We start from the raw sequence: 20,704 nt of genomic DNA on the forward strand, positions 1-20,704 counted from the left end.
CCCGGGCGGGGGCCGGGCCCGGCGCGCCGGGCCGTCACCCGTCCCGCCCGGGGCCGTCCCCGTCCTCGGGGTCGTCCCCGACCCCGCCTCCGCTCCCGGCGGGTTCGGTTCCGCGGCCGGTCCCGGCCGCGGAACCGCCGTCGTCGGTCACGGCGACCGAGGCGCGCCCGGACCGGCCGGCCCCGCGCGCCGAGCCGCCGAGCGCGTCGCGGACGCGCCTGCCGCGGTACCACCACACGGGCACGACGACCACGGCGGCGACCGCCAGGAACGGCAGCGCCCAGCCCATGATCACGGCGATCCACAGGGCGACGGCCACCAGCGCGCCCCAGCCCTGCCGCAGGGCCTCCAGGAAGCCGACGGCGTCGCCGGAGGGGGCCTCGACGTAGGTGTCCGGGGTGTCCAGGCTCAGGTGCACGGTGGAGTAGGTGGTCTGGTTGGTCAGCGTCTCCAGCCGCGCCTGGTAGGCCTCCAGCTCCGACTGGCGGTCCTGGATCTCCTGCTCGATCCGGAGCAGGTCGTCGACGTCCTCGGCCTCCTCCAGGTAGCCGCGCAGGGTCTCCAGCGACGTCTCCGCGGTCGCGATGCGGCTCTCGACGTCGGCCACCTCGTCGGTGACGTCGTCGACGGAGCGTTCCAGGTCGGACCGGTCGCCGAGCTCGGCCAGCCCGGTCAGCGCGTCCTCGTAGCCGTCGTTGGGGATACGCAGGGTCAGCTCGGCGGTGGGCACCCGACCGGCCGGGGTCGTGAGATGCTCGGCGGCCACGTAGCCCCCCGCCTCGATGGTCAGTTCCTTGGCGCGGTCGGCGGCCTCGGGCACGTCCGACACGCGCACGGTCATGGTCGCGGTGTGGATGAGGTCGCGGTCGGCGGCCTCGACGTCCGTTCCGAGGGTCCCGCCGCCGTCCCCGTCCTGGGCCTCGGCCTCGTCCCGGACCGCCGCCCCGTCCGCGGCGCCCTCCTCGGTCCGGGCGGATCCGGCGCGGTCGGGGGCCACGGCGTCCGCCTCGCCGCCCTCGGTCAGGGACTGGTTCGCGGTCGCTCCGCAGGCGGTCAGGGCGAGGGCCGCCAGGCCGAGCGACAGGGCGGTGCCGGTGACACGCCACCGCTGGGGGAGAGTGGTAGTAGCCATGTGTCTTCGACGGGGGCGGCTCCGCGAACGTTGCGGTTCCCGGGTAACGACCGGGCAACGAGGCGGTCTCGGACCGGGGCCGTCGTGCGGGCCGCGGGACTCGGGGGGAGCGGGCGCACGGGTGTGTTTCGGGGACGGTGGGTCCGTGTGACCCAGGGCATCTGGAAAGCTGGTGGCATGGCACAAGCACCGCACGTGGTCGTGGTCGGGGGAGGGGTCTCCGGACTCACCGCCGCGCACCGCCTCACCGCACTCGGAGCCGCCGTCACCGTCGTGGAGGCCGCGGACACGCCCGGCGGCAAACTGCACGCCTCACCCGTGGCGGGTGTCCCGGCCGACGCCGGGGCCGAGTCGGTGCTCGCCCGCCGTCCCGAGGCACTCGACCTCATCTCCGAGCTCGGGTTGGCCGACCGGATCGTGCACCCCGGCCCCGGCTCCGCGGGCGTCTACACGCGTGGGCGGGTCAGACCGCTGCCCAAGGGGCAGCTGATGGGGGTTCCCGGCAGCCTGCGCGAACTCGCGCGCAGCGGGGTGCTGAGCTGGACGGGGACCCTGCGCGCCGGACTGGACCTGGTCTGGCCGCGCACCCCCGTGCGCGGGGACGTGCCGGTGGCCACCTACGTCGGCATGCGCATGGGCCGCCAGGTCGTCGACCGCCTGGTCGAACCCCTGCTGGGCGGTGTGTACGCGGGCCGGGCCGACCGGCTCTCGCTCGACGCCGCGCTGCCGCAGATCGCCCCCATGGCCCGCGAGGACCGCTCCCTCATGCGCGCGGTGCACGCCGACCTGGCGGGCCGGCGCACGGCTCCCGCCTCGGCCGGACCGGTCTTCGCCTCGCTGCGCGGCGGGATCGCCGAACTCGTGACCGCCCTGGCCGACAGGCACGGCGGCCGGGTGCGCACCGGTACGCGGGTCGACTCCCTGCGCCGCCTGTCCCAGGGGTGGCGGGTCCACCTGGACACCGGCGACCGGTTGGACTGCGACGCGGTCCTGCTGGCCTGTCCGGCGACCGAGGCGGCCCGCCTGCTCGCCGAGCACGTGCCCGAGGCCGCCCGCGACCTGGGCGGAGTGGAGTACGCCAGCATGGCCCTGGTGACCCTCGCGCTCCCCGCGTCCGCCTTCCCCGAGCCGCTGACGGGCAGCGGGTTCCTCGTTCCGGCCGGGGAAGGGCTCACCATCAAGGCGGCCACCTTCTCCAGCAACAAGTGGCCCTGGATCGCCGAGGCGCTGCGTGCGGCCAACCCCGGCGACGACCTGGTCGTGGTGCGCTGCTCGATCGGCCGCGGCGGCGACACCGCGGCCCTGGACCGCTCCGACGAGGAGCTCGCGGCGGCGGCCGTCGCCGACCTGGCCACGGTCACCGGTCTGGCCGGGGCCCCCGTGGAGACCAGGGTCACCCGGTGGCGGGACGGCATCCCGCAGTACGGGGTCGGGCACACCGCGCGGATCGACCGGATCCGCTCCGCCGTCAGCCGCCACCCCGGTCTGGGGGTGTGCGGCGCCGCCTACGGTGGCGTCGGCATCCCCGCGTGTGTGGCCGACGCGGGCCGCGCGGCCGAACGGTTGGCGCGCACCCTCCCCAGAGACAGTCACACCACCCCCGGCGGCGACGCCGCAGGAACGACAGAGCAAGGAGTCAACCCGTGACGGGCCAGCAGAACACCGCCGTCGACAAGGACGGCACCGACCTGAACGCGCTCATCCGCTACACCATGTGGTCGGTCTTCAGGGTCGAGGTCCTCGACGGCGTCGACCGGGCCGCGGCGGCCGACGAGCTTCAGGCCCTCTTCGACAAGGCCGCCGAACGCGGTGTCGTCACCCGGGGCAGCTACGACGTGCAGGGTCTGCGCGCGGACGCCGACATCATGTTCTGGTGGGTGGCCGACACCTCCGAGCAGGTCCAGGAGATGTACACCGCCTTCCGCCGCACCCGCCTGGGGCGCGCCAGCACGCCGGTGTGGTCGGTCGTGGGCCTGCACCGGCCCGCGGAGTTCAACCGCGGCCACGTGCCCGCCTTCCTCGCCGGTGAGGAGCCGCGCGACCACCTGTGCGTGTACCCGTTCGTGCGCTCCTACGAGTGGTACCTGCTGCCCGACGACGAGCGCCGCGCGATGCTCGCCGAGCACGGCCGGATGGCCGCCCCCTACCCCGACGTGCGCGCCAACACCGTGTCCTCCTTCGGCCTCAACGACTACGAGTGGCTGCTGGCCTTCGAGGCCGACGAGCTGCACCGCATCGTCGACCTGATGCGTCACCTGCGCGGCGCCAAGGCGCGCCTGCACACCCGTGAGGAGATCCCCTTCTACACCGGTCGCCGCCGGAGCGTCGCCGAACTCGTCGACGCGCTGCCGTAGCCGGTGTCCGCCTGGGTCCCACGCCTGGTTCGGGACCGTGGGCGGGCGGCCCGCGCCGAGACGACCGTGCCCCGGGCGGTGATCCGCCCGGGGCACGTCGCGTCCGGCCCGTCGGCTCAAAGCCGCGGGATCAGCGCCTCGCCGATCCGCGTGTGGCCAGGACGTAGAAGGGGATCGTGATGATGAAGCCCAGGACCACCGCGCTCATCAGGTAGATGAGCGCGTCACCCGCGGGCAGGCCCAGGGCCCACACGGCCATGAGCGCCGCGCCCGTCGCCAGGGAGCCGAGCACCGCGTAGATCTTGCGGCCGCGCGGCTTGGGGTACTCCATGCGGCTCACCATCAGCCAGGAGATGAGCAGCACCGCGGTGACGCCGGCGTACAGCGGCGGGTCCATCAGGACCACGGTCACCACCGCCATCGCCCCGAACGGGCAGGGCAGTCCGGTGAAGTAGCTGGCCCCCGGAGCCTGGCAGGAGAAGCGGGCCAGGCGCACGATGACCGCCAGCAGGACGGCGCCTCCGCCGACGACCGGCAGCACCGGCTGGCCCGCCGAGGACATCCCCCACACCACGAAGAAGAACGCCGGGGCGAACCCGAAGCTGATCACGTCGGCGAGGTTGTCCAACTCGGCCCCCATGCCGCTGCCGCCGAGCTTGCGGGCGACACGGCCGTCGAGGACGTCCAGGGCGGCGGCCACCAGCATCAGTGCGACGACCGTGGCCATCGCGGCAGGGGGGAGGGGACCCGTGGCGCCGGAGGCCGCGTGCGTGGACTGGGCCGTCGCGAGCGCCCACACCGCGAGGAAGCCGCACAGGGCGTTGCCCAGCGTCAGGTAGTCCGCCACCCCCAGGCGCAGCCGGGGTGCGCCGCCGTCCGGGGAGGCCGTGCGCTCCGGCTCCAGGACGGGTCGCTCAGTCGGCGTCAAGACGGGTTTCTCCGGCACGGACCTTCTGGCCGACCTCCACCGCCGGGGCGACCCCGGCCGGAAGGTAGACGTCGACCCGCGACCCGAACCGGATGAGACCGATCCTCTCGCCTTGTTCGACCTTCTGCCCCGCAGCGAGATACGGGACGATACGCCGGACCATCGCGCCGGCGATTTGAACGACCGTGATCTCACCGATCTCGGTTTCAAGGGTCCAGATGACGCGCTCATTACGCTCGCTGTCCTTGTCGAATGCGGGGCGGAAGCCCCCGGGGCGGTGTTCGACCCGGGTGATCACTCCGGCGACGGGCGCACGGTTGACGTGCACGTTCAGGGGGTTCATGAACACCGCGACCCGGGTCCGGCCGTCGGGCGTGGGGTCCAGGCTCTGGACGACGCCGTCGGCGGCCGAGATCACGCGCCCGGTGGCCGGCCCCCGCTCGGGATCGCGGAAGAACCACGTCATGCCCGCGGCGAGGGCGATGACCGGGACGGCGGCCGCCGCGCGCGTGCGCGATCCCCGAGCGGCCAGGGCGGCGGCCCCCGCCGCGCCGAGTGCGGGCAGCAGCCAGGGCGCGGAGCCCTGGGCCATGCCGAGGCGCGGTCGGGCCGGTGGGCGGGGGGAGGCGGCTGTGGAAGGTGAGTCGTCGGTCATCGAGCGCTTTCGTCACGGCTTGGGTCGGTTCGCCCTGCTCCCGGGCGCCGTTGTGGGGCTGCCCGTGGGCTGGGGGCGGGTGCGCGAGGACCCGGATGGGCCTGTGCCGCGCCGCGCTCCGCGGGTTGGCGGGAGCCGACCGTTGGTGCGCTGGATGCGATTATCCCCGATACGTCGCGGACGGATCGCGGGTACCGACCCTCGGACGCCCGGGGACGGTCCCCGGGCACCGGTCCGGAACCAGGATGGTACGCCAACCTACTCCGTCGGGTCGGCCGGCTCCAGGGTCAGGGCGACCGAGTTGATGCAGTAGCGGTCGTCGGTGGGGGTGGCGTACCCCTCACCGTGGAAGACGTGGCCCAGGTGGGAGTCGCAGGTGGCGCACCGCACCTCGGTCCGGACCATGCCGAGCGAGGAGTCCTCGTGCAGGGTGACCGCTGAGGAGTCGGCCGGGTCGTAGAAGCTGGGCCAGCCGCAGTGCGAGTCGAACTTCTCGGTGGAGCGGAACAGTTCGGTTCCGCACCCCCGGCACCGGTAGACGCCCTCCGTCTTGGTGTCGACGTAGGCGCCGCTCCACGGGCGTTCGGTGCCCGCCTGCCGGAGCACGGCGTACTCCTGCGCGTTGAGCCGCTCGCGCCATTCCGCGTCGGTTCGGGGAATCCTCGTGGCCCCGTCTCCGGGGCCCTGTTCCGCTGCGTCAGCCATGGTGACGACGCTACCGGTATTTCGCGTGGGGTGCTGCCTCGACCGTGTCCCGGATGGAATGCTCATCACTGCGTTTAAGGGTGTAAATCATGCTGTAGCGTCACAAACTCCTAACCTCCCTCGTTGTTACGTTCGGTTGCTTAACCCGCGGGTAGTCCTTGAACAGGGTCAGTGGTCGATGTGCGCCGAGGCAGGTGACATGGCAGTTACGGCACAGCAAGCACTCGGGGTAGGCAGACGACCACTGCGCGTGGGGAGAATCAGATACGGACTGTGGTGGCTCGATCAGGCCACCGTGGGGGTCCGGGTCTGGCCCAGATCGGCGGCCGCGGGAACGGTCGCCGTCGGTCGGGAACTGCGTTGGGCGACGGAGCTCACCGCCCGCGCCACCGTGGCGCGGATCGACGCCGCCCGACCGGAGCCGTGGAACGACCGGAGGCTGCTCGCCTTCGTCACCGTCGTGGCGGTGTGCGCGCTGGGCGTGGCGTTGGTCCTCGGCCTCGGGGTCGCCAGGTGGGCGATGACGGCGTCCGGCAGCCTGCCCTTCGCCGCCGTGGGGGCGATCGCGGTGGGCGTGGCGTTCCTGGTCCTGGCGTATCTGGTGTTCGCCTCAAGGCGGGGTGGTCGCTGAGTACCGAAGAAGACCGGTGGGAGGGGTGGCGTTCGCGCCCCTCCCACCGTGCTGGAACGGTGCGGTGACCGGGGTGGGGGATCAGGCGTCGAAGTCGTACTGGAGGACGTAGGCCGAACCGTCCATGGTGATCTCGTTGAACTCGACCGGTCGGTGCTGCCCGGTCAGCGCGGTTCGGGCCACCTCCAGGACGGGCGTTCCCGCGGCGATCGCCAGCTCCGACCTCTCCTCGGGGGTGGGCATGCGCACCCGGATCTCCTCGGTGAAATGGGCGGGCGCGTGTCCCAGTTCGGCCAGTCGCGCGTAGATCCCGCCGGGCCCGGTGTCGTGTTCGCGGACGCGCCGCGCGGCGGGGGAGTCGCCCCGGGACTCCACCACGGCCAGCGGGAGGTGGGAGACGGCGCTCTGCACGGGGCGGCCGTCGACGAGGTAGCGGCGGGAGCGGCGCAGCACCCGGGCGCCCTCGGGCAGTTCCAGCGCGCGGGCCACGTGCTCGGGGGCCGCGGCCTCGCTCACGTCGATGGAGTCGACCTCGTAGCCGCGGTCCTCGCTGTCGGTCTGCCAGATCGCCCTGCCGTTGCCCCACAGCTCCTGGGACAGGCGGCGCGCGCCGTGCCTTCGGACGGGCCGGAAGAGCCGGACGTAGATGCCCGAACCGCGCACGGCCACGGCCAGGCCGTCGTTGATGAGTACGGAGAGCGCCTGGCGTGCCGTGGCCCGTGCGACGCCATGGCGTTCCATCAGGGTGTTCTCCCCGGGAAGGCGGTCGCCGTCGGCGTACCGCCCGGACCGGATCTGCCCGCGTAGTTCCTCGGCTATCTCCCGGTAGACCGGAGGGGACCCGTTTTCGGACGTCGGCACTCTCGTTCATCCTCTCGCCCGGGGGGCCAAGCCGGTAAGCCCCGTCAATGCGGTGTGTCCAGTGGGGGTGTTTCCAGTGGATGGCACACATCGGGTATGTCCGGTTGCGGGGCGGTTCATGCGTCGTTGTGGGGCGGCCGAAACCGGATGGTTCCGGCCGGACCCCAGTAGCCTCCCTATTCCCGGAGGTAACGCGCGAAGAGGTTACCGTCCGCCTCCAGAAGGTGCGCCATGCGCACGGGTGTGTTCCGCACCGAGGCCCGCGTCGGGGCGCCGGGGGTCCCGGGACCCCCGGCCACCACGCGGGGGGAACCCGCTCCCAACAGGTGGGGACTGAGGGTCAGGCACAGTTCGTCCAGCAACCCGGCCGCGACGAACTCCGCGAGCAGGTGCGGCCCGCCCTCGGTCAGCACACGGAACAGGCCCCGCTCGCCGAGCGCGTTGACGATGTGCTCGGGCCCCACGGAGACACCGTCGACGACGACCAGGTCGGCGCGGGCGCGGACCCGGTCGCGCCGCTCCCTGGGGGCGGAGGCCGTGGTGAACACGATGGTGCGCGCCTCCTCCGGGCCGGGGGCCAGCAGCCTCTCCGGGATGTCGAGGGTCCGCGAGACCACCGCGATCGGCGGTGTCCGCGTCCGTCCGCGCCGCAGCGGCTCCCACGTCCGGCGCGGACGGACGGGCGCGTACCCCTCGACACGGGCGGTCGCCGCGCCCACCAGCACCACGTCGCACAGGCCGCGCAGGACGCCCATGACCCTCCGGTCCGGAGCCGAGGACAGGTCGCGGCTGCGCCCGGACGGGCCGATCGCACCCCCGTCGGCGCTGGCGACCATGTTGGCGCGCACCCAGGGGCGGTCCAGGTCGTCGGGGTAGGCGTACACGGAGGCCAGGTCCACGTCCGTGCCGCCGCGGGGCAGCAGCTGCTGGAACGGGCCGGGGTCGGGAGGTGCGGTGTTCGAAGCCATGATGTACCAGCTTGGCATCCTCCCGGCCCGAACCGGCCCCACCGCGCCTACGGCAGCCGTCCGTGCCGGTGGGAGACCCTGCGCAGCAGCACCAGCGCCCGGTCGATCACCCGGACGGGGTCGGAGGCCGACGCGGACGGGCGCCCGGACACGTCGGGCTCGGCCGTGTCCAGGACCGTCTCCCACGCCATCCCGTACTCCGTCCCGGGCAGGGTGAAGTCCACCGCGTCCGCGCCGCTGTTGAGCAGGAGCAGGAACGAGCTGTCGCGGATCCTGCGCCCGCGCGGGTCGGGCTCGGTGATGGCGTCGCCGTTGAGGAACACACCGAGCGCCTGGCCCGTGGAGTCCCAGTCCGGCCCCGACATCGGTTTGCCGTCCGGCCGCAGCCACACGATGTCGGGGAGTCCGTGCCCGTCGTCCCGGCCGCCCTCGACCGGGCTGCCGCGGAAGAATCTGCGCCGCCGGAAGACCGGGTGGTCGCGGCGCAGGCGGGCGAGGCCCCGGACGTAGTCGAGCAGGTCGTTGTCGGGGTCCTCCCCGTTCAGGCCGGCGCCCTTCCAGTCGATCCAGGCGATCTCGTTGTCCTGGCAGTAGGCGTTGTTGTTGCCGCCCTGGCTGCGGCCCACCTCGTCGCCGTGCGAGAGCATCACGACCCCCTGGGACAGGTACAGGGTCGTGAGGAAGTTGCGCGCCTGGCGGCGGCGCAGGGTGATGATCGCGGGATCCTGGGTGGGTCCCTCCACACCGTGGTTCCACGAACGGTTGTCGTCGGTGCCGTCCCGGTTGTCCTCGCCGTTGGCCTCGTTGTGCTTGTGGTCGTAGGAGACCAGGTCGGCCAGGGTGAAACCGTCGTGGCAGGTGATGAAGTTGATGGAGGCCACCGGGCGGCGGCCGTCGTCCTGGTACAGGTCGCTGGACCCGGCCAGGCGGGAGGCGAGTTCGCCCAGCACCGGCTGGCCCCGCCAGTAGTCGCGCACGGTGTCGCGGTACTTGCCGTTCCACTCCGTCCACAGGGGCGGGAAGTTGCCCACCTGGTAGCCCCCCGGGCCGACGTCCCAGGGTTCGGCGATCAGTTTGACCTGCGAGATCACCGGATCCTGCTGGACGATGTCGAAGAACGTGCTCAACCGGTCCACGTCGTGGAACTCCCGGGCCAGCGCCGACGCCAGGTCGAACCTGAACCCGTCCACGTGCATCTCCAGGACCCAGTACCGGAGCGAGTCCATGATGAGCTGGAGCGAGTGCGGGTGGCGCACGTTCAGGCTGTTGCCGCAGCCGGTGTAGTCGAGGTAGTAGCGCTGGTCCTCGTCGCTGACCCGGTAGTAGCTCAGGTTGTCGATCCCGCGCAGCGACAGGGTGGGACCCATGTGGTCGCCCTCGGCGGTGTGGTTGTACACCACGTCCAGGAGCACCTCGATCCCCGCCTCGTGCAGTGACTTCACCATCGCCTTGAACTCCTGGACCTGCTGGCCCCGGGAGCCGAGCGCGGCGTACCCGCTGTGCGGGGCGAGATAGGCCAGCGTGTTGTACCCCCAGTAGTTGGTCAGCCCGCGGGCCACCATGGCGTGCTCGGGGACGAAGTGGTGGACGGGCATGAGCTCGACCGCGGTCACCCCGAGCGAGGTGAGGTAGTCGATCATCGCGGGGTGGGCCAGACCGGAGTAGGTGCCCCGCTGGTGTTCCGGGATGCCGGGGTGGCGCATGGTCAGGCCGCGGACGTGCGCCTCGTAGATCACCGTCCGGTGGTACGGGGTTCTGGGCCGGGACTCGTTGCCCCAGTCGAAGAACGGGCTGACCACCACGCACTTGGGCACGTAGGGCGCGCTGTCGGCGTTGTTCCGGCGCGTCGGGGCGGCGAAGTGGTAGCTGAACAGCGACTCGTGCCAGGTGAGCTCGCCGTTCAGCGCCTTCGCGTAGGGGTCGGTGAGCAGTTTGTTGGGGTTGCAGCGCAGACCCTGTTCGGGCGCGTAGGGGCCGTGGACGCGGTATCCGTACCGCTGCCCCGGTCCGACACCGGGAAGGTATCCGTGCCAGACGAATCCGTCGTATTCGGTGAGGGGTACGCGGGTCTCCTCCCCTGCGTCGTCGAACAGGCACAGGTCGACCCGTTCGGCGACTTCGGAGAAGAGGGAGAAATTGGTGCCGGACCCGTCGAAGGTCGCACCGAGCGGATAGGAACTACCGGGCCAGACTTCCACCATTGGCTTCGTCAGTCTCTTGGTGTCGGGGCCTTCGCCGGCCGGTGCGGGGCGTCCGCGGGGATCCTCCCAGTTCGGGAGGCCCGTGCCGCGCCCCGCCTCGGCCCGAAAGCGGTCGGTCGGTTTCGCCTTCTTCCTTCCGCTCTGATCGCCGGATTATGCCGACCAGGGGCGATGATCATTCGCGCCCTGTCTCTATTTGTGGCTTTTCATGGGAATTATCGGTTGTTCCAGTCCGCTCCCGGTCCCGACACACCGCCGCGGCCGTGGTGGGGGACCCGACCACGGCCGCGGGGTGCGTTTGTCGGAGCGGCCGCCCGAGGGGTCGCCGTTGGCCCGCCCGTACACGGGCCCGGGCGCGGACCCCGGAGAACACCGCCTACCCCCGCGGCCGGGCACGCTCCAGGATCGCCTCGGTGTCCACCCCGCGGGGCAGGGTGCCGAACACACGGCCCCACTCGCCGCCCAGACGGCTGGCGGTGAACGCCGCGGAGACGGGGGCGGGCGCGTGCCGCAGCAGCAGCGACGCCTGGAGGGTCAGGGCCATCAGCTCGACCACCGACCGCGCACGGTACTGCGCCTCGTCCAGGTCGGACAGGGCCTGCTCCAACCGCTTGAGAGCCGCGTCGAAGCGGTCGTCGGCGCCCGCCGCGGCGCGGAGTTCGGCGAACAGCGCCTCGACCGACTCCGGGCTGCGGCCCATCGCCCGCAGCACGTCCAGCGCGGCCACGTTCCCCGAACCCTCCCAGATGGAGTTGAGCGGGGAGTCCCGGAACAGGCGGGGCATCCCCGACTCCTCGACGTAGCCGTTGCCGCCCAGGCACTCCAGGGCCTCGGCCGCGTGCGCGGGCTGGCGCTTGGTCACCCAGAACTTGCCCACGGCCACGCCCAGACGGCGGAAGGCGGTCTCCGCCTCGTCCCCGCGCACCGACCGGTCCACGGCCCCGGCCAGGCGGGTCATCAGCGTGGTGGCGGCCTCGGACTCCAGCGCCAGGTCGGCCAGGACGTTGCGCATGAGCGGCTGCTCCACGAGCCGGGCGCCGAAGGCGGAGCGGTGCTCGGCGTGGTGGAGGGCGTGCACGACCGCGGCCCGCATCCCCGCGGCCGACCCGATCACACAGTCCAGCCGGGTGCTGTTGACCATGTCGATGATGGTGCGCACGCCCCGGCCGGGCTCCCCCACCAGGTGCGCGACCGCGCCGTCGTACTCCAGCTCGGCCGAGGCGTTGGAGCGGTTGCCCAGCTTGTCCTTGAGCCGCTGGATGTGCAGGGCGTTGCGGGTGCCGTCGGGCAGCACGCGGGGGACGAGGAAGCAGCTCAGCCCCTCGGGGGCCTGGGCGAGAGTGAGGAAGAAGTCGCTCATGGGCGCCGACGTGAACCACTTGTGTCCGGTGAGCAGATGGTGGCCCTCGGCGGTGGGCACGGCGCGCGTGGTGTTGGCCCGCACGTCGGAGCCGCCCTGCTTCTCCGTCATCGACATGCCCGCGATGAGGCCCCGTTTGCTCAGGGGCGGGCGCAGCCCGAAGTCGTAGGTCCGCGAGGTCAGCAGCGGCTCGTACCGTTCGGCCAGCTCGGGGGCGTGGCGCAGCGCCGGGACCACCGCGTAGGTCATCGAGATCGGGCAGCCGTGGCCGCTCTCCGGCTGTGACCACAGGAAGAACTTGGCGGCGCGCGCCACGTGCGCGCCCGCCCGGTCGTCCGCCCACGGGGCCGCGTGCAGCCCGTTCTCGACCGCCTGCTCCATGAGCACGTGGTACGCGGGCTGGTAGTCGACCTCGTCCACGCGGTGGCCGTACCGGTCGTGGGTGCGCAGGACCGGCGGATAGGCGTTGGCCGACTCGCCCCAGGACCGGACCCGCTCGGTTCCGGCGGCGGCGCCGACCGCGCGCACCTCCTCCTCGGCCCAACCGGCGCCCTCGCGCCGTAGCCCCTCCAGGAGCGCGGGATCCTCCGCTGCGGCGTAGTCACCGAGTGGGGTGGCCTGGTTGAACACCTCGTGTGTGGCGGGCATCGTTGCCTTTCCGTCCGTGGGTCGGCGGTGGGGGTGCGGGAATGGTAACCCGCGCTCCCCCACCAAACCGAACCGGGTTCGGTCAGGCGTCGATCCGGTGCCCGGAGCGCGGTACACGACCGACCCGCGCAGGCCCCGCCCGGTCGCCGTACTCGCCTCACACGTCCGCGCCCGGTCCACCGCCGGGAAGGGCGACCCACTCCGGGCACCCCTCGCCTCACGGCCAGAGCAGTTCGCGGTCCCACCCGGTCTCGACGGTGGGCCGGGTGTAGCGCAGGCGGGTGTGCCGTCGGTCGGGGTCGGCCTGCCAGAACTCGACCTCGGTCGCCGCCACCCGGTACAGCCCCCAGTCCGACGGCACCAGGTCCGGGTCGGCCTCCAGACGCGCACGGCTCTCCTCGGCCGTGCGGTGGATGTCGGCCAGTGCGGTCAGGGGCTCGCTCTGCCGTCCGTGCAGACCGGCCACCCGCGACTCCAGTGGTCTGGCCAGGTAGTCGGCGGCGCACCGCTCGGGACTCGCCAGCTCCGCGAACCCGCGCACCCGGATCTGCCGCCCCTGCTCGCCCCAGTAGAACGACAGCGCCACCGCCGGGTTCCCGGCCAGATCCCGCCCCTTGCGCGACCCCGTCGTGGTGGCGAACCACCACCCCTCGGCGGTGAAGTCCTTCATGATGACCACCCGGGAGGACGGCACCCCGCGCTCGTCGACCGTGGCCACCGTCATGGCGTGCGGCTCCCGGACCCCGGCCGTCACCGCCTCGGCGAACCAGTCGGTGAACAGCCGCGCGGGGTCCTCCGGCGCGGCCGACGGGTCGAACTCCGCGAGCGGACCCGCGAACACCGTCAGTCCGCGCAGCAGCTCCCGCATCCCTCTGTGCTTCTCCCCGTGCTCGGCCACCCCGACCCCCCGATACTCTCGTCGCTTCGGCGACCCGGGCGGGACGCCGCGCCAACGATTCTCCTCGCCGTCCGACGACGCGGAAAGAGCCAATCGGTGGTCCGTGGACGGCGGGCGCCGCGGTCCCGCACGACGACGGGCGGTCCCTCCGGGAGGGACCGCCCGTGTCCCACACGTCTCACGCGTGTACGTGCCGCGCCGCCACGGCCGCGTCGTAGCGCTCCAGCACCACCCTGGCCAGCTCGGGCGCGTCGCCCAGGGCCTCGGACACCACCGACGCGCCGGCCGCCGTCGACCGGTCACGGACCCGGTCGGCGAAGAACCCCGGCGCCAGCAGGTAGCTGGCCACGGCCACCCGGTCGGCGCCCCGCTCCCTCAGCGCCGCGACCGCCCCGCCGGGGGTGGGCTCCGCCGCCGACGCGAACGCCGCGACGACCTCCCGCCACGGCCCGCGCTCGGCCAACCGGGCCGCCAGTGACCGGACCGTCGCGTTGGCCTCGGCGTCGCTGGAGCCCGCCGAGGCCAGCACCAGGGCAGTGCCCGGACCGGGACGCGCGCCCGCCTCGGCCAGACGCCGTTCCACCGCGTCCAACAGCAGCGGATGCGGCCCCAGGGTGTCGGCGTAGCGCACCCGCAGCCAGGGGCTCTCCTCGCGGACCCGCTCCAGGGTCCGGGGCAGGTCCACCTTGCTGTGGTAGGCCGCCGTGAGCAGGGTCGGCAGCACCACGACCTCGCCCGCGCCGCCCCCGGCCAGATCGCTCAGCGCGTCCTGGGCACCGGGCGACACGTGGTCGAGGTAGGACACGCGGACGTCCAGGTCGGGGCGCAGCGCGCGCACCCGGTCGAACAGCGCCGACACGGCGGCGGCCGACCGGGGGTCGGCGCTGCCGTGCGCCACGGCCAGGAGCGGGACCGTTCCCCGCGTGCGGCGTCCCGTCGTGCCCCGGTTCCCGGCGCTCATACGTGGATTCCGCACTCGGTCTTGCCGAGCCCGGCCCACCGGCCGCTCCGGGGGTCCTCCCCGGGGGCGACCCGCCGGGTGCACGGTTCGCACCCGATCGAGGGGTAACCGTCGTACTGGAGCGGGTTGACCATCACGCCGTGTTCGGCGATGTAGGCGTCCACGTCGTCCTGGGTCCACCTCGCGATCGGGTTCACCTTGGTCATGCGGCGGCGCCGGTCCCACTGGACGACGGGGGTGTCACGGCGGGTCACCGAGTCCTCCCGGCGCAGCCCGGTCAGCCACGCCGAGTACGGAGCCAGCGCCCGCTTGAGCGGTTCGACCTTGCGCAGGTGGCAGCACAGCTCCGGGTTGCGTCCGTGCAGGCGCGGGCCCAGGGCCCCGTCCTGCTCGGCCACCGTGCGGTTCGGCTCCACGTTGACGAGGTTGATGTCGTACACCGACTCGACCGCGTCGCGTGTGCCGAGGGTCTCGGCGAAGTGGTACCCCGTGTCCAGGAAGATCACGTCGATCCCCGGCACGACCCGGGAGGCCAGGTCGACCATCAGCGCGTCGGCCATGGACGAGGTCATGCACAGGCCGTCGCCGAAGGTCTCCGCCGCCCAGGCGATGATCTCCTGGGCGGAGGACTCCTCCAGTTCACGCGCGGCCCGCTCGGCGAGTTCGGGGCCGCCCACAGGGGTGGTGGTGTTCATGCGTCAACCTTCCGTCGGTCTGGAGGGGGCGCCTCCCGCGGAGAACGACGCGGAGCGCAACCCGACGTACTTCACCCGGAACACCCGGGCACAGGAAAGACAGGCCCAGGGGTATCCCTCGCCCTTGACCGCGGCGCCCTCCTCGGGCACCAGGTCCTCGTCACCGCAGTAGGGGCAGTAGTAGGGCGCGGCCCTCTCGGACATGGCGCACCTCTTCTTCCTTGGTGGTCGGCCCGGCCCCGCGCACGGGACCGGGGGTCCGTGTCCTACTTCAGGTCCGCCTCGTCGGCCCGTCCGACCCAGGCGGCGAAGGACTCCCCGTCCTCCTTCTGGGCCTGGAAGCGGCGCAGCACGCGCTCCACATAGTCGGGCAGCTCGTCGGCGGTGGTCTTCAGACCGCGGACCTTCTTGCCGAAGGACGCCGTCAGACCCATGCCGCCGCCCAGGTGGATCTGGTAGCCCTCCACCTGTTCGCCGCGCTCGTTCATCACCAACTGACCCTTGAGCCCGATGTCGGCGACCTGGATGCGCGCGCAGGAGTTCGGGCAGCCGTTGACGTTGATGGTCAGCGGCTCGTCGAAGTCCGGAAGCCGCTTCTCCAGCTCGTCGATCAGGGACGCGGCACGCCCCTTGGTCTCCACGATGGCCAGCTTGCAGAACTCGATGCCGGTGCACGCCATGGTCTGGCGGCGGAACGTGCCCGGCCGGACCTGGAGTTCCTCGGCCTCCAGAGCCCCGGTGATCGAGTCGACCCGGTCCTCGGCGATGTCGAGGATGACCAGCTTCTGGTCGGCGGTGGTGCGGATGCGGTCCGACCCGTGCGCCTCGGCGATCTCGGCGACGCGCAGCAGCGTGGTGCCCGACACCCGGCCCACCTTCGGCGCGAAGCCGACGTAGAAGCGCCCGTCGCGCTGGCGGTGCACGCCCACGTGGTCGCGCTCCAGCCCGGGGTCCAGTTCCGGTGCCGGGCCGTCGGGCAGGGCGTAGCCCAGGTACTCCTCCTCCAGGACCTGGCGGAACTTCTCCGCGCCCCACTCCTTGATGAGGAACTTGATCCGGGCGCGGGTGCGCAGACGGCGGAAGCCGTAGTCGCGGAAGACCGAGCAGACCCCGGCCCACACCTCGCTGACCTGGTCGGGGCGGACGAACGTGCCCAGCCGCTTGGCGAACATCGGGTTGGTGGACAGGCCGCCGCCCACGAAGAGGTCGTAGCCCGCCTCACCGGCCTCGTTGCGCACGCCGACGAAGGCCACGTCGTTGATCTCGTGGTTGGTGCAGTACGACGAGCACCCGGAGATCGACGACTTGAACTTGCGCGGCAGGTTGGAGAACAGAGGGCTGCCGATGTGGTCGTCGTAGACCTGGCGGATCTCCGGAGTGGCGTCCAGGATCTCGTCCTCGGCCACGCCCGCGAGCGGACAGCCCAGGATCACGCGCGGGGTGTCGCCACACGCCTCCGTGGTGGACAGGCCCACCGACTCCAGCTTCTCCCAGATGGCGGGGACGTCCTCCACCCGCACCCAGTGCAGCTGGACGTTCTGCCGGTCGGTGATGTCGGCGGTGTCGCGCCCGTAGGAACGGGAGATCTCCGCGACCGCGCGCAGCTGGGCCACCGACAGCTGACCGCCGTCGATGCGGATCCGCAGCATGAAGTAGCGGTCGTCGAGCTCCTCGGGCTCCAGCACGGCGGTCTTGCCGCCATCGATGCCGGGGGCGCGCTGGGTGTAGAGCCCGTACCAGCGGAACCGCCCGCGAAGGTCGGCGGGGTCGATCGAGTCGAACCCCGCCTTGGAGTAGATGTTGATGATCCGGTCGCGGACGTTGAGCCCGTCGTCGTTCTTCTTGTTCTCCTCGTTCTTGTTCAGCGGCTCGCGGTAGCCGAGGGCCCACTGGCCCTCGCCACGGCGACGGCGGGGCTTGGCCGCCGTCGCGGACTTGCCGGGCTGCGCGGAAGAGGGAGGCATCGCGGGTGTCTCCGATGGGGTCGCGGGGTGCTCACGGGCCCGGCGCCCGCACCGTTGGCCCGATCGCGCCGCACGCCGTCGTGCTGGGCGGACGGGTGGAGAACCACGGGTGTGGGAATCGAAGAGGGCGAGCGCCGGGGCCGCGCGCACCCCTGAATAACGGGTGCGTCACAAAGGCGGCGAGATCAACCGACGCTGCAACAGATGGCGCTACGGACCCGAAGGAAGTCCACGTGGCGGCGCACGCAGAGCATGGGGTCCAGAGCAGCGATCATGCATCGAGAATGGCACGCGGTCCGGCCCCTTGTCCAGGCACGTCCGCCGCGTCCGCACGTGAGTCACGTCACTCCTGGCCGATGGAGCCGGGGGTGAGCGAGGTCGCGCGACCGCTAACGTTCTCCCCGTGGTGGGATTCTGGGAGAACCTGTGGTGGGCGGTCGACGCGTGGCTGCGCCGACACCCCTTCACCCACGGTGCCGTCCTCCTGTTCCTGCGTACGATCCGCTCCTTCTCCCGGTACCGCGTGCTCGGACTGGCCGCCGAGTCGGCCTTCTTCTCCCTGATCTCCCTGCCCGCGCTCCTGCTGTGCCTCCTGGGCGCCCTGGGTCCGCTGGCGGCGGTGTTCGGCCAGGACATGGTCGAGGAGATCCGCCTGTGGATGCTGGACCTGGCGTCCCGCGCGCTGACCCCGGACACCGTGAGCACGGTCGTGGAACCCCTCGTGGACGACTTCCTCGGCGGGGTGCGCGGCGGGCTCTTGTCGGTGACGTTCCTGGTGTCGCTGTGGTCGGGGTCGCGGGCGATGAACGTGTTCATCCGCTCCATCACGATCGCCTACGGACTCGACGAACTCCGGGGATGGGTGCGCCAGCGCGTCCTGGCCTTCGTCGCCTACCTGGGCGGCCTGCTGTTCGCGATCCTGGTCCTGCCGATCCTCGTCGCCGGTCCCGACCTGGTCCACCAGCTGCTCCCGGCGACGGTGGGACGGCTCAACCACTTCTACTGGCCGGTGGTCGGCCTGATCGCCACGACCGCCGTCACGCTCCTGTACGCGCTCAGCGTCCCGGTGCGCACGCCCCCGTGGCGCCACCTGCCCGGGGCGCTGCTCGCCACGGTCGTGCTGATGGGCGGTTCGGCCGGGCTGCGCGCCTATCTCGACGCCTCCCTGGGCGACGTGAGTATCTACGGGTCCCTCGCCGCCCCGATCGCCATCCTCGCCTGGCTCTACGTCATGGCCGTCGCCGTCCTCGCCGGATCCTCGCTCAACTCCGAGATCGACGCGATGTGGCCGACCGTGCGCACCGCCTCGGCCCGGGCGGAGATCGCCGACCGCGGCTTCGAACGCGCCGACCGACTGGTCCGGCGCCGGGAGAAGGCGGTCATCGACACCATCTCCGAGGCCAACGGTCGCTGACGGGCTGGCCGGATCCGGCCATTTTCGGTGTGAACCAAATCCCCTCCCCAAGTGTCCAATCCACTGTCGAGGATGTCTTGGAGGCGTGTTTTGGACTCTGGGAAGAGGAGAATGTGCAGGTCATGGCAGAAGTGTGGGGAGCGTCTCCACCGTCGCGGCCACCATTGACCGAATTCCCCGCCCACATCCCGATCCGGCACGGTCACCGGCCGTCAGTATCATCTCGTGCAGCAAGTGACGACGCGTGCACCGACACGCACCCCCTGGCGGCCCCAGGTCGCGAGCCACCGTCATAGCTGATCGAGGTCACCCGTCACCCGTCACACGAACAGGTCCACCTTCCCCATGCCTTCGGAGGCACCATGAGCCGGGCGTCCCGACCGGAGCACCCCCGGCCCACCGTCGTCATCGTCATCGCGCCCGACGAGCGGAGCGCGGAGATCTCCATCGAGGGTCACCGCCAGATCGTCACCGGTCAGGTCCCCCGGGAGACCAGACGCGCCGCGCTGGACGTCGCCACCGGCTACGCGGCGAGGATCGGACGGCCGGTGCTCGTCGACGCCCGAGACGCCAACGGCTTCTGGCGGTTGGTCGCCACCCCGGACGGTGTGGTGCAGGCCGCCGACACGGTCGAACCCGGCCGCCCCCAGACCCCGGCGGCCCCCGGGGAGAAGCGGCGCGATCGGCGCGGACGGGCCCTGCTGATCACCGGGGCCGCCGTGCTCGCGCTGGTCCTGATCGTCGGAGCGGGCGCCCTGACCCTCCGCCTCCTGCCGGAGACACCCGCGGCCTCCGAGACCGACGACCCCGCGGAGGCCGCCGCACCGCTGCCGGAACCGGCACCCCCGGGGTTCGCCCGGACCTCCGTGTTCGACACCGAGGTGGCGCCCGGGACCGAGCCGAGGGTCAGCCGGGACGGCGGACTGCTGGCCGTCATCGCGCCCGGAGACCAGCTGCACCTGTACGACGCGGAGGGTGAGCGCCGCTGGGCGGTCGACCTCCCGGTGGAGACGGGGGAGTCCCTGGGCGTCCCGCGCATCGTGCGGTACGGCGGTGGCCCCGCCGTCGTGCTGGAGACCGCCGACGCCCTGCTGTTCTGGGGCGAGGAAGGCGGCGCACCCGACCGCGTCGAACTTCCCGACGACGCGGTCGCCCAGTACGCCGGCGCGTCCGTCCTGGTGCGCACGGACGAGGAGGACTTCGTTCCGGTGGATGGCGAGCTTCATGAGGTCGAGATCTCCGGGGAGGGAGCTTCCATGCTGGCCGAGGACGAGCGCGTTCTCGCCGCGGTCGTCAACGGCCCCTGGGCGTGGGTCGATCCGGACGGCGACTCGACCGAGGTCCACGCCCAGCGCCCGGAGGGAGCGGGTGAGATGGACCGGGTGCTGACCGCCCTGCGGGAGTACGTCATCGTCCTGTGGCGGGCCGCCGGGGGCGACGGGAGTTACCTGGCCTTCCACGACAGCCAGGACGGCGCCGTGGTCGCCGCGGTCGAGGTCGACGCCGCCGATCTTGAGGACGCGGGGTACGCGTCCGGGCCGATCGGCACGCGGGCGGCCTCCTACGGCCCGACCGTGCTCGACCTGGAGAGCGGTGAAGGCTCCGTCGTGCCGGGATTCGAAGCGGAGATCGCCGTCGGCGACCAGGTCTTCGGAACGTTGGACGGGCGCGCCGTGGCGGTCCGCGCGGACGGCACGGTCACCGAGCTCCCCCCTGGAGCCGAACAGCCGCGGGGACTGCTCGGCGACAACGCGATCGTGGTCCACGACGACCACCTCTATGCCATTCCCCCTCAATGAGTACACGACGAAGGTAGGAAAGGAGACGGATGTCCCCCAAGAAGCGGGCTCTGACGGTGACTGCCGCGAGCCTGTTCATGGCCGGGTTCTCGGTCGGACCGGCGTTCGCCGACACGACCGACGAAACCGCGTCCACCACATCCCCCCAGGCGAGCCAGGAGTCGGCGGCCTCCTCCACGGAGCCCCAGCTCTCCCCGGCCGACGCACCGGACAACCCGGGCGGCGGTGACGGCGGTAACCCCCCGGACAACGGTGGCGGTGACGGCGGTGACGGCGGTAACCCCCCGGACAACGGTGGCGGTGACGGCGGTGACGGCGGTAACCCCCCGGACAACGGTGGCGGTGACGGCGGTGACGGCGGTAACCCCCCGGACAACGGCGGTGGTGACGGCGGTGACGGCGGTAACCCCCCGGACAACGGCGGTGGTGACGGCGGTGACGGCGGTAACCCCCCGGACAACGGCGGTGGTGACGGCGGGTCTGATGGTGGGTCCGACGGCGGTGACGGCGGGTCTGATGGTGGGTCCGAC

General features: G+C 72.2%; 18 protein-coding genes and 1 pseudogene. 6 read left to right on the forward strand and 13 right to left on the reverse strand.

The features are described 5' to 3' along the window. Nucleotides 1-34: 34 nt before the first annotated feature. Nucleotides 35-1,132 carry a DUF4349 domain-containing protein gene (locus DVR05_RS18555; RefSeq protein ID WP_116247173.1) on the reverse strand — a complete coding sequence of 366 codons (1,098 nt, stop codon included), beginning with the start codon at nucleotides 1,130-1,132 and terminating at the stop codon, nucleotides 35-37. On the opposite strand from DVR05_RS18555, the gene hemG reads away from it, so the two are divergent. Together hemG and hemQ are read left to right on the forward strand one after the other, a co-directional pair. Continuing rightward, on the forward strand, nucleotides 1,133-2,779 hold the full coding sequence (gene hemG / locus DVR05_RS18560; RefSeq protein WP_116247174.1) for a protoporphyrinogen oxidase: 1,647 nt from the start codon (nucleotides 1,133-1,135) through the stop codon (nucleotides 2,777-2,779). It abuts the gene before it with no gap. Beyond that, nucleotides 2,776-3,486, forward strand: a complete 711-nt coding sequence (gene hemQ / locus DVR05_RS18565; protein WP_116247175.1) for a hydrogen peroxide-dependent heme synthase — start codon at nucleotides 2,776-2,778, stop codon at nucleotides 3,484-3,486. Before hemG ends, hemQ begins: the two co-directional genes overlap by 4 nt. Before the next feature lie 130 nt (nucleotides 3,487-3,616). Here the strand turns inward: hemQ and DVR05_RS18570 are convergent, their stop codons facing one another. The 3 genes from DVR05_RS18570 to msrB all read right to left on the reverse strand — a co-directional run bounded on the left by DVR05_RS18570 (nucleotide 3,617) and on the right by msrB (nucleotide 5,774). Then, entirely contained in the window at nucleotides 3,617-4,414 is a 798-nt protein-coding gene (locus DVR05_RS18570; RefSeq protein WP_232832214.1) for a phosphatidylcholine/phosphatidylserine synthase, read from the reverse strand. Further along, nucleotides 4,401-5,069 carry a phosphatidylserine decarboxylase gene (locus DVR05_RS18575; protein ID WP_116247176.1) on the reverse strand — a complete coding sequence of 223 codons (669 nt, stop codon included), beginning with the start codon at nucleotides 5,067-5,069 and terminating at the stop codon, nucleotides 4,401-4,403. Before DVR05_RS18575 ends, DVR05_RS18570 begins: the two co-directional genes overlap by 14 nt. A gap of 258 nt (nucleotides 5,070-5,327) precedes the next feature. Next, nucleotides 5,328-5,774, reverse strand: coding sequence for a peptide-methionine (R)-S-oxide reductase MsrB (gene msrB / locus DVR05_RS18580; RefSeq protein ID WP_116247177.1), 447 nt, complete (start codon nucleotides 5,772-5,774; stop codon nucleotides 5,328-5,330). Between the two features lie 250 nt (nucleotides 5,775-6,024). Between msrB and DVR05_RS18585 the strand changes: the two genes are divergently transcribed. Next, nucleotides 6,025-6,405, forward strand: coding sequence for a hypothetical protein (locus tag DVR05_RS18585; RefSeq protein ID WP_116247178.1), 381 nt, complete (start codon nucleotides 6,025-6,027; stop codon nucleotides 6,403-6,405). 81 nt (nucleotides 6,406-6,486) lie between these two features. Here DVR05_RS18585 and DVR05_RS18590 read toward each other — a convergent pair whose 3' ends face one another. The 9 genes from DVR05_RS18590 to DVR05_RS18630 all read right to left on the reverse strand — a co-directional run bounded on the left by DVR05_RS18590 (nucleotide 6,487) and on the right by DVR05_RS18630 (nucleotide 16,961). Then, on the reverse strand, nucleotides 6,487-7,266 hold the full coding sequence (locus tag DVR05_RS18590) for a GntR family transcriptional regulator (protein WP_116247179.1): 780 nt from the start codon (nucleotides 7,264-7,266) through the stop codon (nucleotides 6,487-6,489). A 176-nt stretch (nucleotides 7,267-7,442) separates the two neighbouring features. Next, a complete protein-coding gene (locus DVR05_RS18595) occupies nucleotides 7,443-8,234 on the reverse strand; it encodes a dihydrofolate reductase family protein (RefSeq protein WP_116247180.1) in 792 nt (263 codons plus the stop codon). Between the two features lie 47 nt (nucleotides 8,235-8,281). Beyond that, on the reverse strand, nucleotides 8,282-10,435 hold the full coding sequence (glgX, locus tag DVR05_RS18600; RefSeq protein ID WP_116247181.1) for a glycogen debranching protein GlgX: 2,154 nt from the start codon (nucleotides 10,433-10,435) through the stop codon (nucleotides 8,282-8,284). A gap of 376 nt (nucleotides 10,436-10,811) precedes the next feature. Further along, entirely contained in the window at nucleotides 10,812-12,443 is a 1,632-nt protein-coding gene (locus tag DVR05_RS18605; RefSeq protein WP_116247182.1) for an acyl-CoA dehydrogenase family protein, read from the reverse strand. A gap of 217 nt (nucleotides 12,444-12,660) precedes the next feature. Continuing rightward, nucleotides 12,661-13,311 carry a pyridoxal 5'-phosphate synthase gene (locus DVR05_RS18610; protein WP_116247183.1) on the reverse strand — a complete coding sequence of 217 codons (651 nt, stop codon included), beginning with the start codon at nucleotides 13,309-13,311 and terminating at the stop codon, nucleotides 12,661-12,663. Between the two features lie 208 nt (nucleotides 13,312-13,519). After that, the gene (locus DVR05_RS18615; protein ID WP_198659241.1) at nucleotides 13,520-14,302 is read right to left on the reverse strand and encodes a sirohydrochlorin chelatase; all 783 of its coding nucleotides are present in this window, start codon (nucleotides 14,300-14,302) and stop codon (nucleotides 13,520-13,522) included. Continuing rightward, nucleotides 14,299-14,997 carry a phosphoadenylyl-sulfate reductase gene (locus DVR05_RS18620; protein ID WP_116247185.1) on the reverse strand — a complete coding sequence of 233 codons (699 nt, stop codon included), beginning with the start codon at nucleotides 14,995-14,997 and terminating at the stop codon, nucleotides 14,299-14,301. Before DVR05_RS18620 ends, DVR05_RS18615 begins: the two co-directional genes overlap by 4 nt. Nucleotides 14,998-15,000: 3 nt before the next feature. Continuing rightward, the gene (locus DVR05_RS18625; protein ID WP_116247186.1) at nucleotides 15,001-15,201 is read right to left on the reverse strand and encodes a hypothetical protein; all 201 of its coding nucleotides are present in this window, start codon (nucleotides 15,199-15,201) and stop codon (nucleotides 15,001-15,003) included. A gap of 62 nt (nucleotides 15,202-15,263) precedes the next feature. Further along, entirely contained in the window at nucleotides 15,264-16,961 is a 1,698-nt protein-coding gene (locus DVR05_RS18630) for a nitrite/sulfite reductase (protein ID WP_116247187.1), read from the reverse strand. 403 nt (nucleotides 16,962-17,364) lie between these two features. Between DVR05_RS18630 and DVR05_RS18635 the strand changes: the two genes are divergently transcribed. From DVR05_RS18635 to DVR05_RS18645, 3 genes and pseudogenes are all read left to right on the forward strand, one after another. Beyond that, nucleotides 17,365-18,375, forward strand: coding sequence for a YihY/virulence factor BrkB family protein (locus DVR05_RS18635; RefSeq protein ID WP_116247188.1), 1,011 nt, complete (start codon nucleotides 17,365-17,367; stop codon nucleotides 18,373-18,375). 362 nt (nucleotides 18,376-18,737) lie between these two features. Continuing rightward, a complete protein-coding gene (locus DVR05_RS18640) occupies nucleotides 18,738-20,174 on the forward strand; it encodes a hypothetical protein (protein ID WP_116247189.1) in 1,437 nt (478 codons plus the stop codon). A gap of 29 nt (nucleotides 20,175-20,203) precedes the next feature. After that, nucleotides 20,204-20,704: pseudogene (locus DVR05_RS18645) on the forward strand (hypothetical protein); the annotation flags it as partial.

The sequence above is a fragment of the Nocardiopsis sp. FIRDI 009 genome, from assembly GCF_003386285.1.
In the GTDB taxonomy this organism is placed as follows: domain Bacteria; phylum Actinomycetota; class Actinomycetes; order Streptosporangiales; family Streptosporangiaceae; genus Nocardiopsis.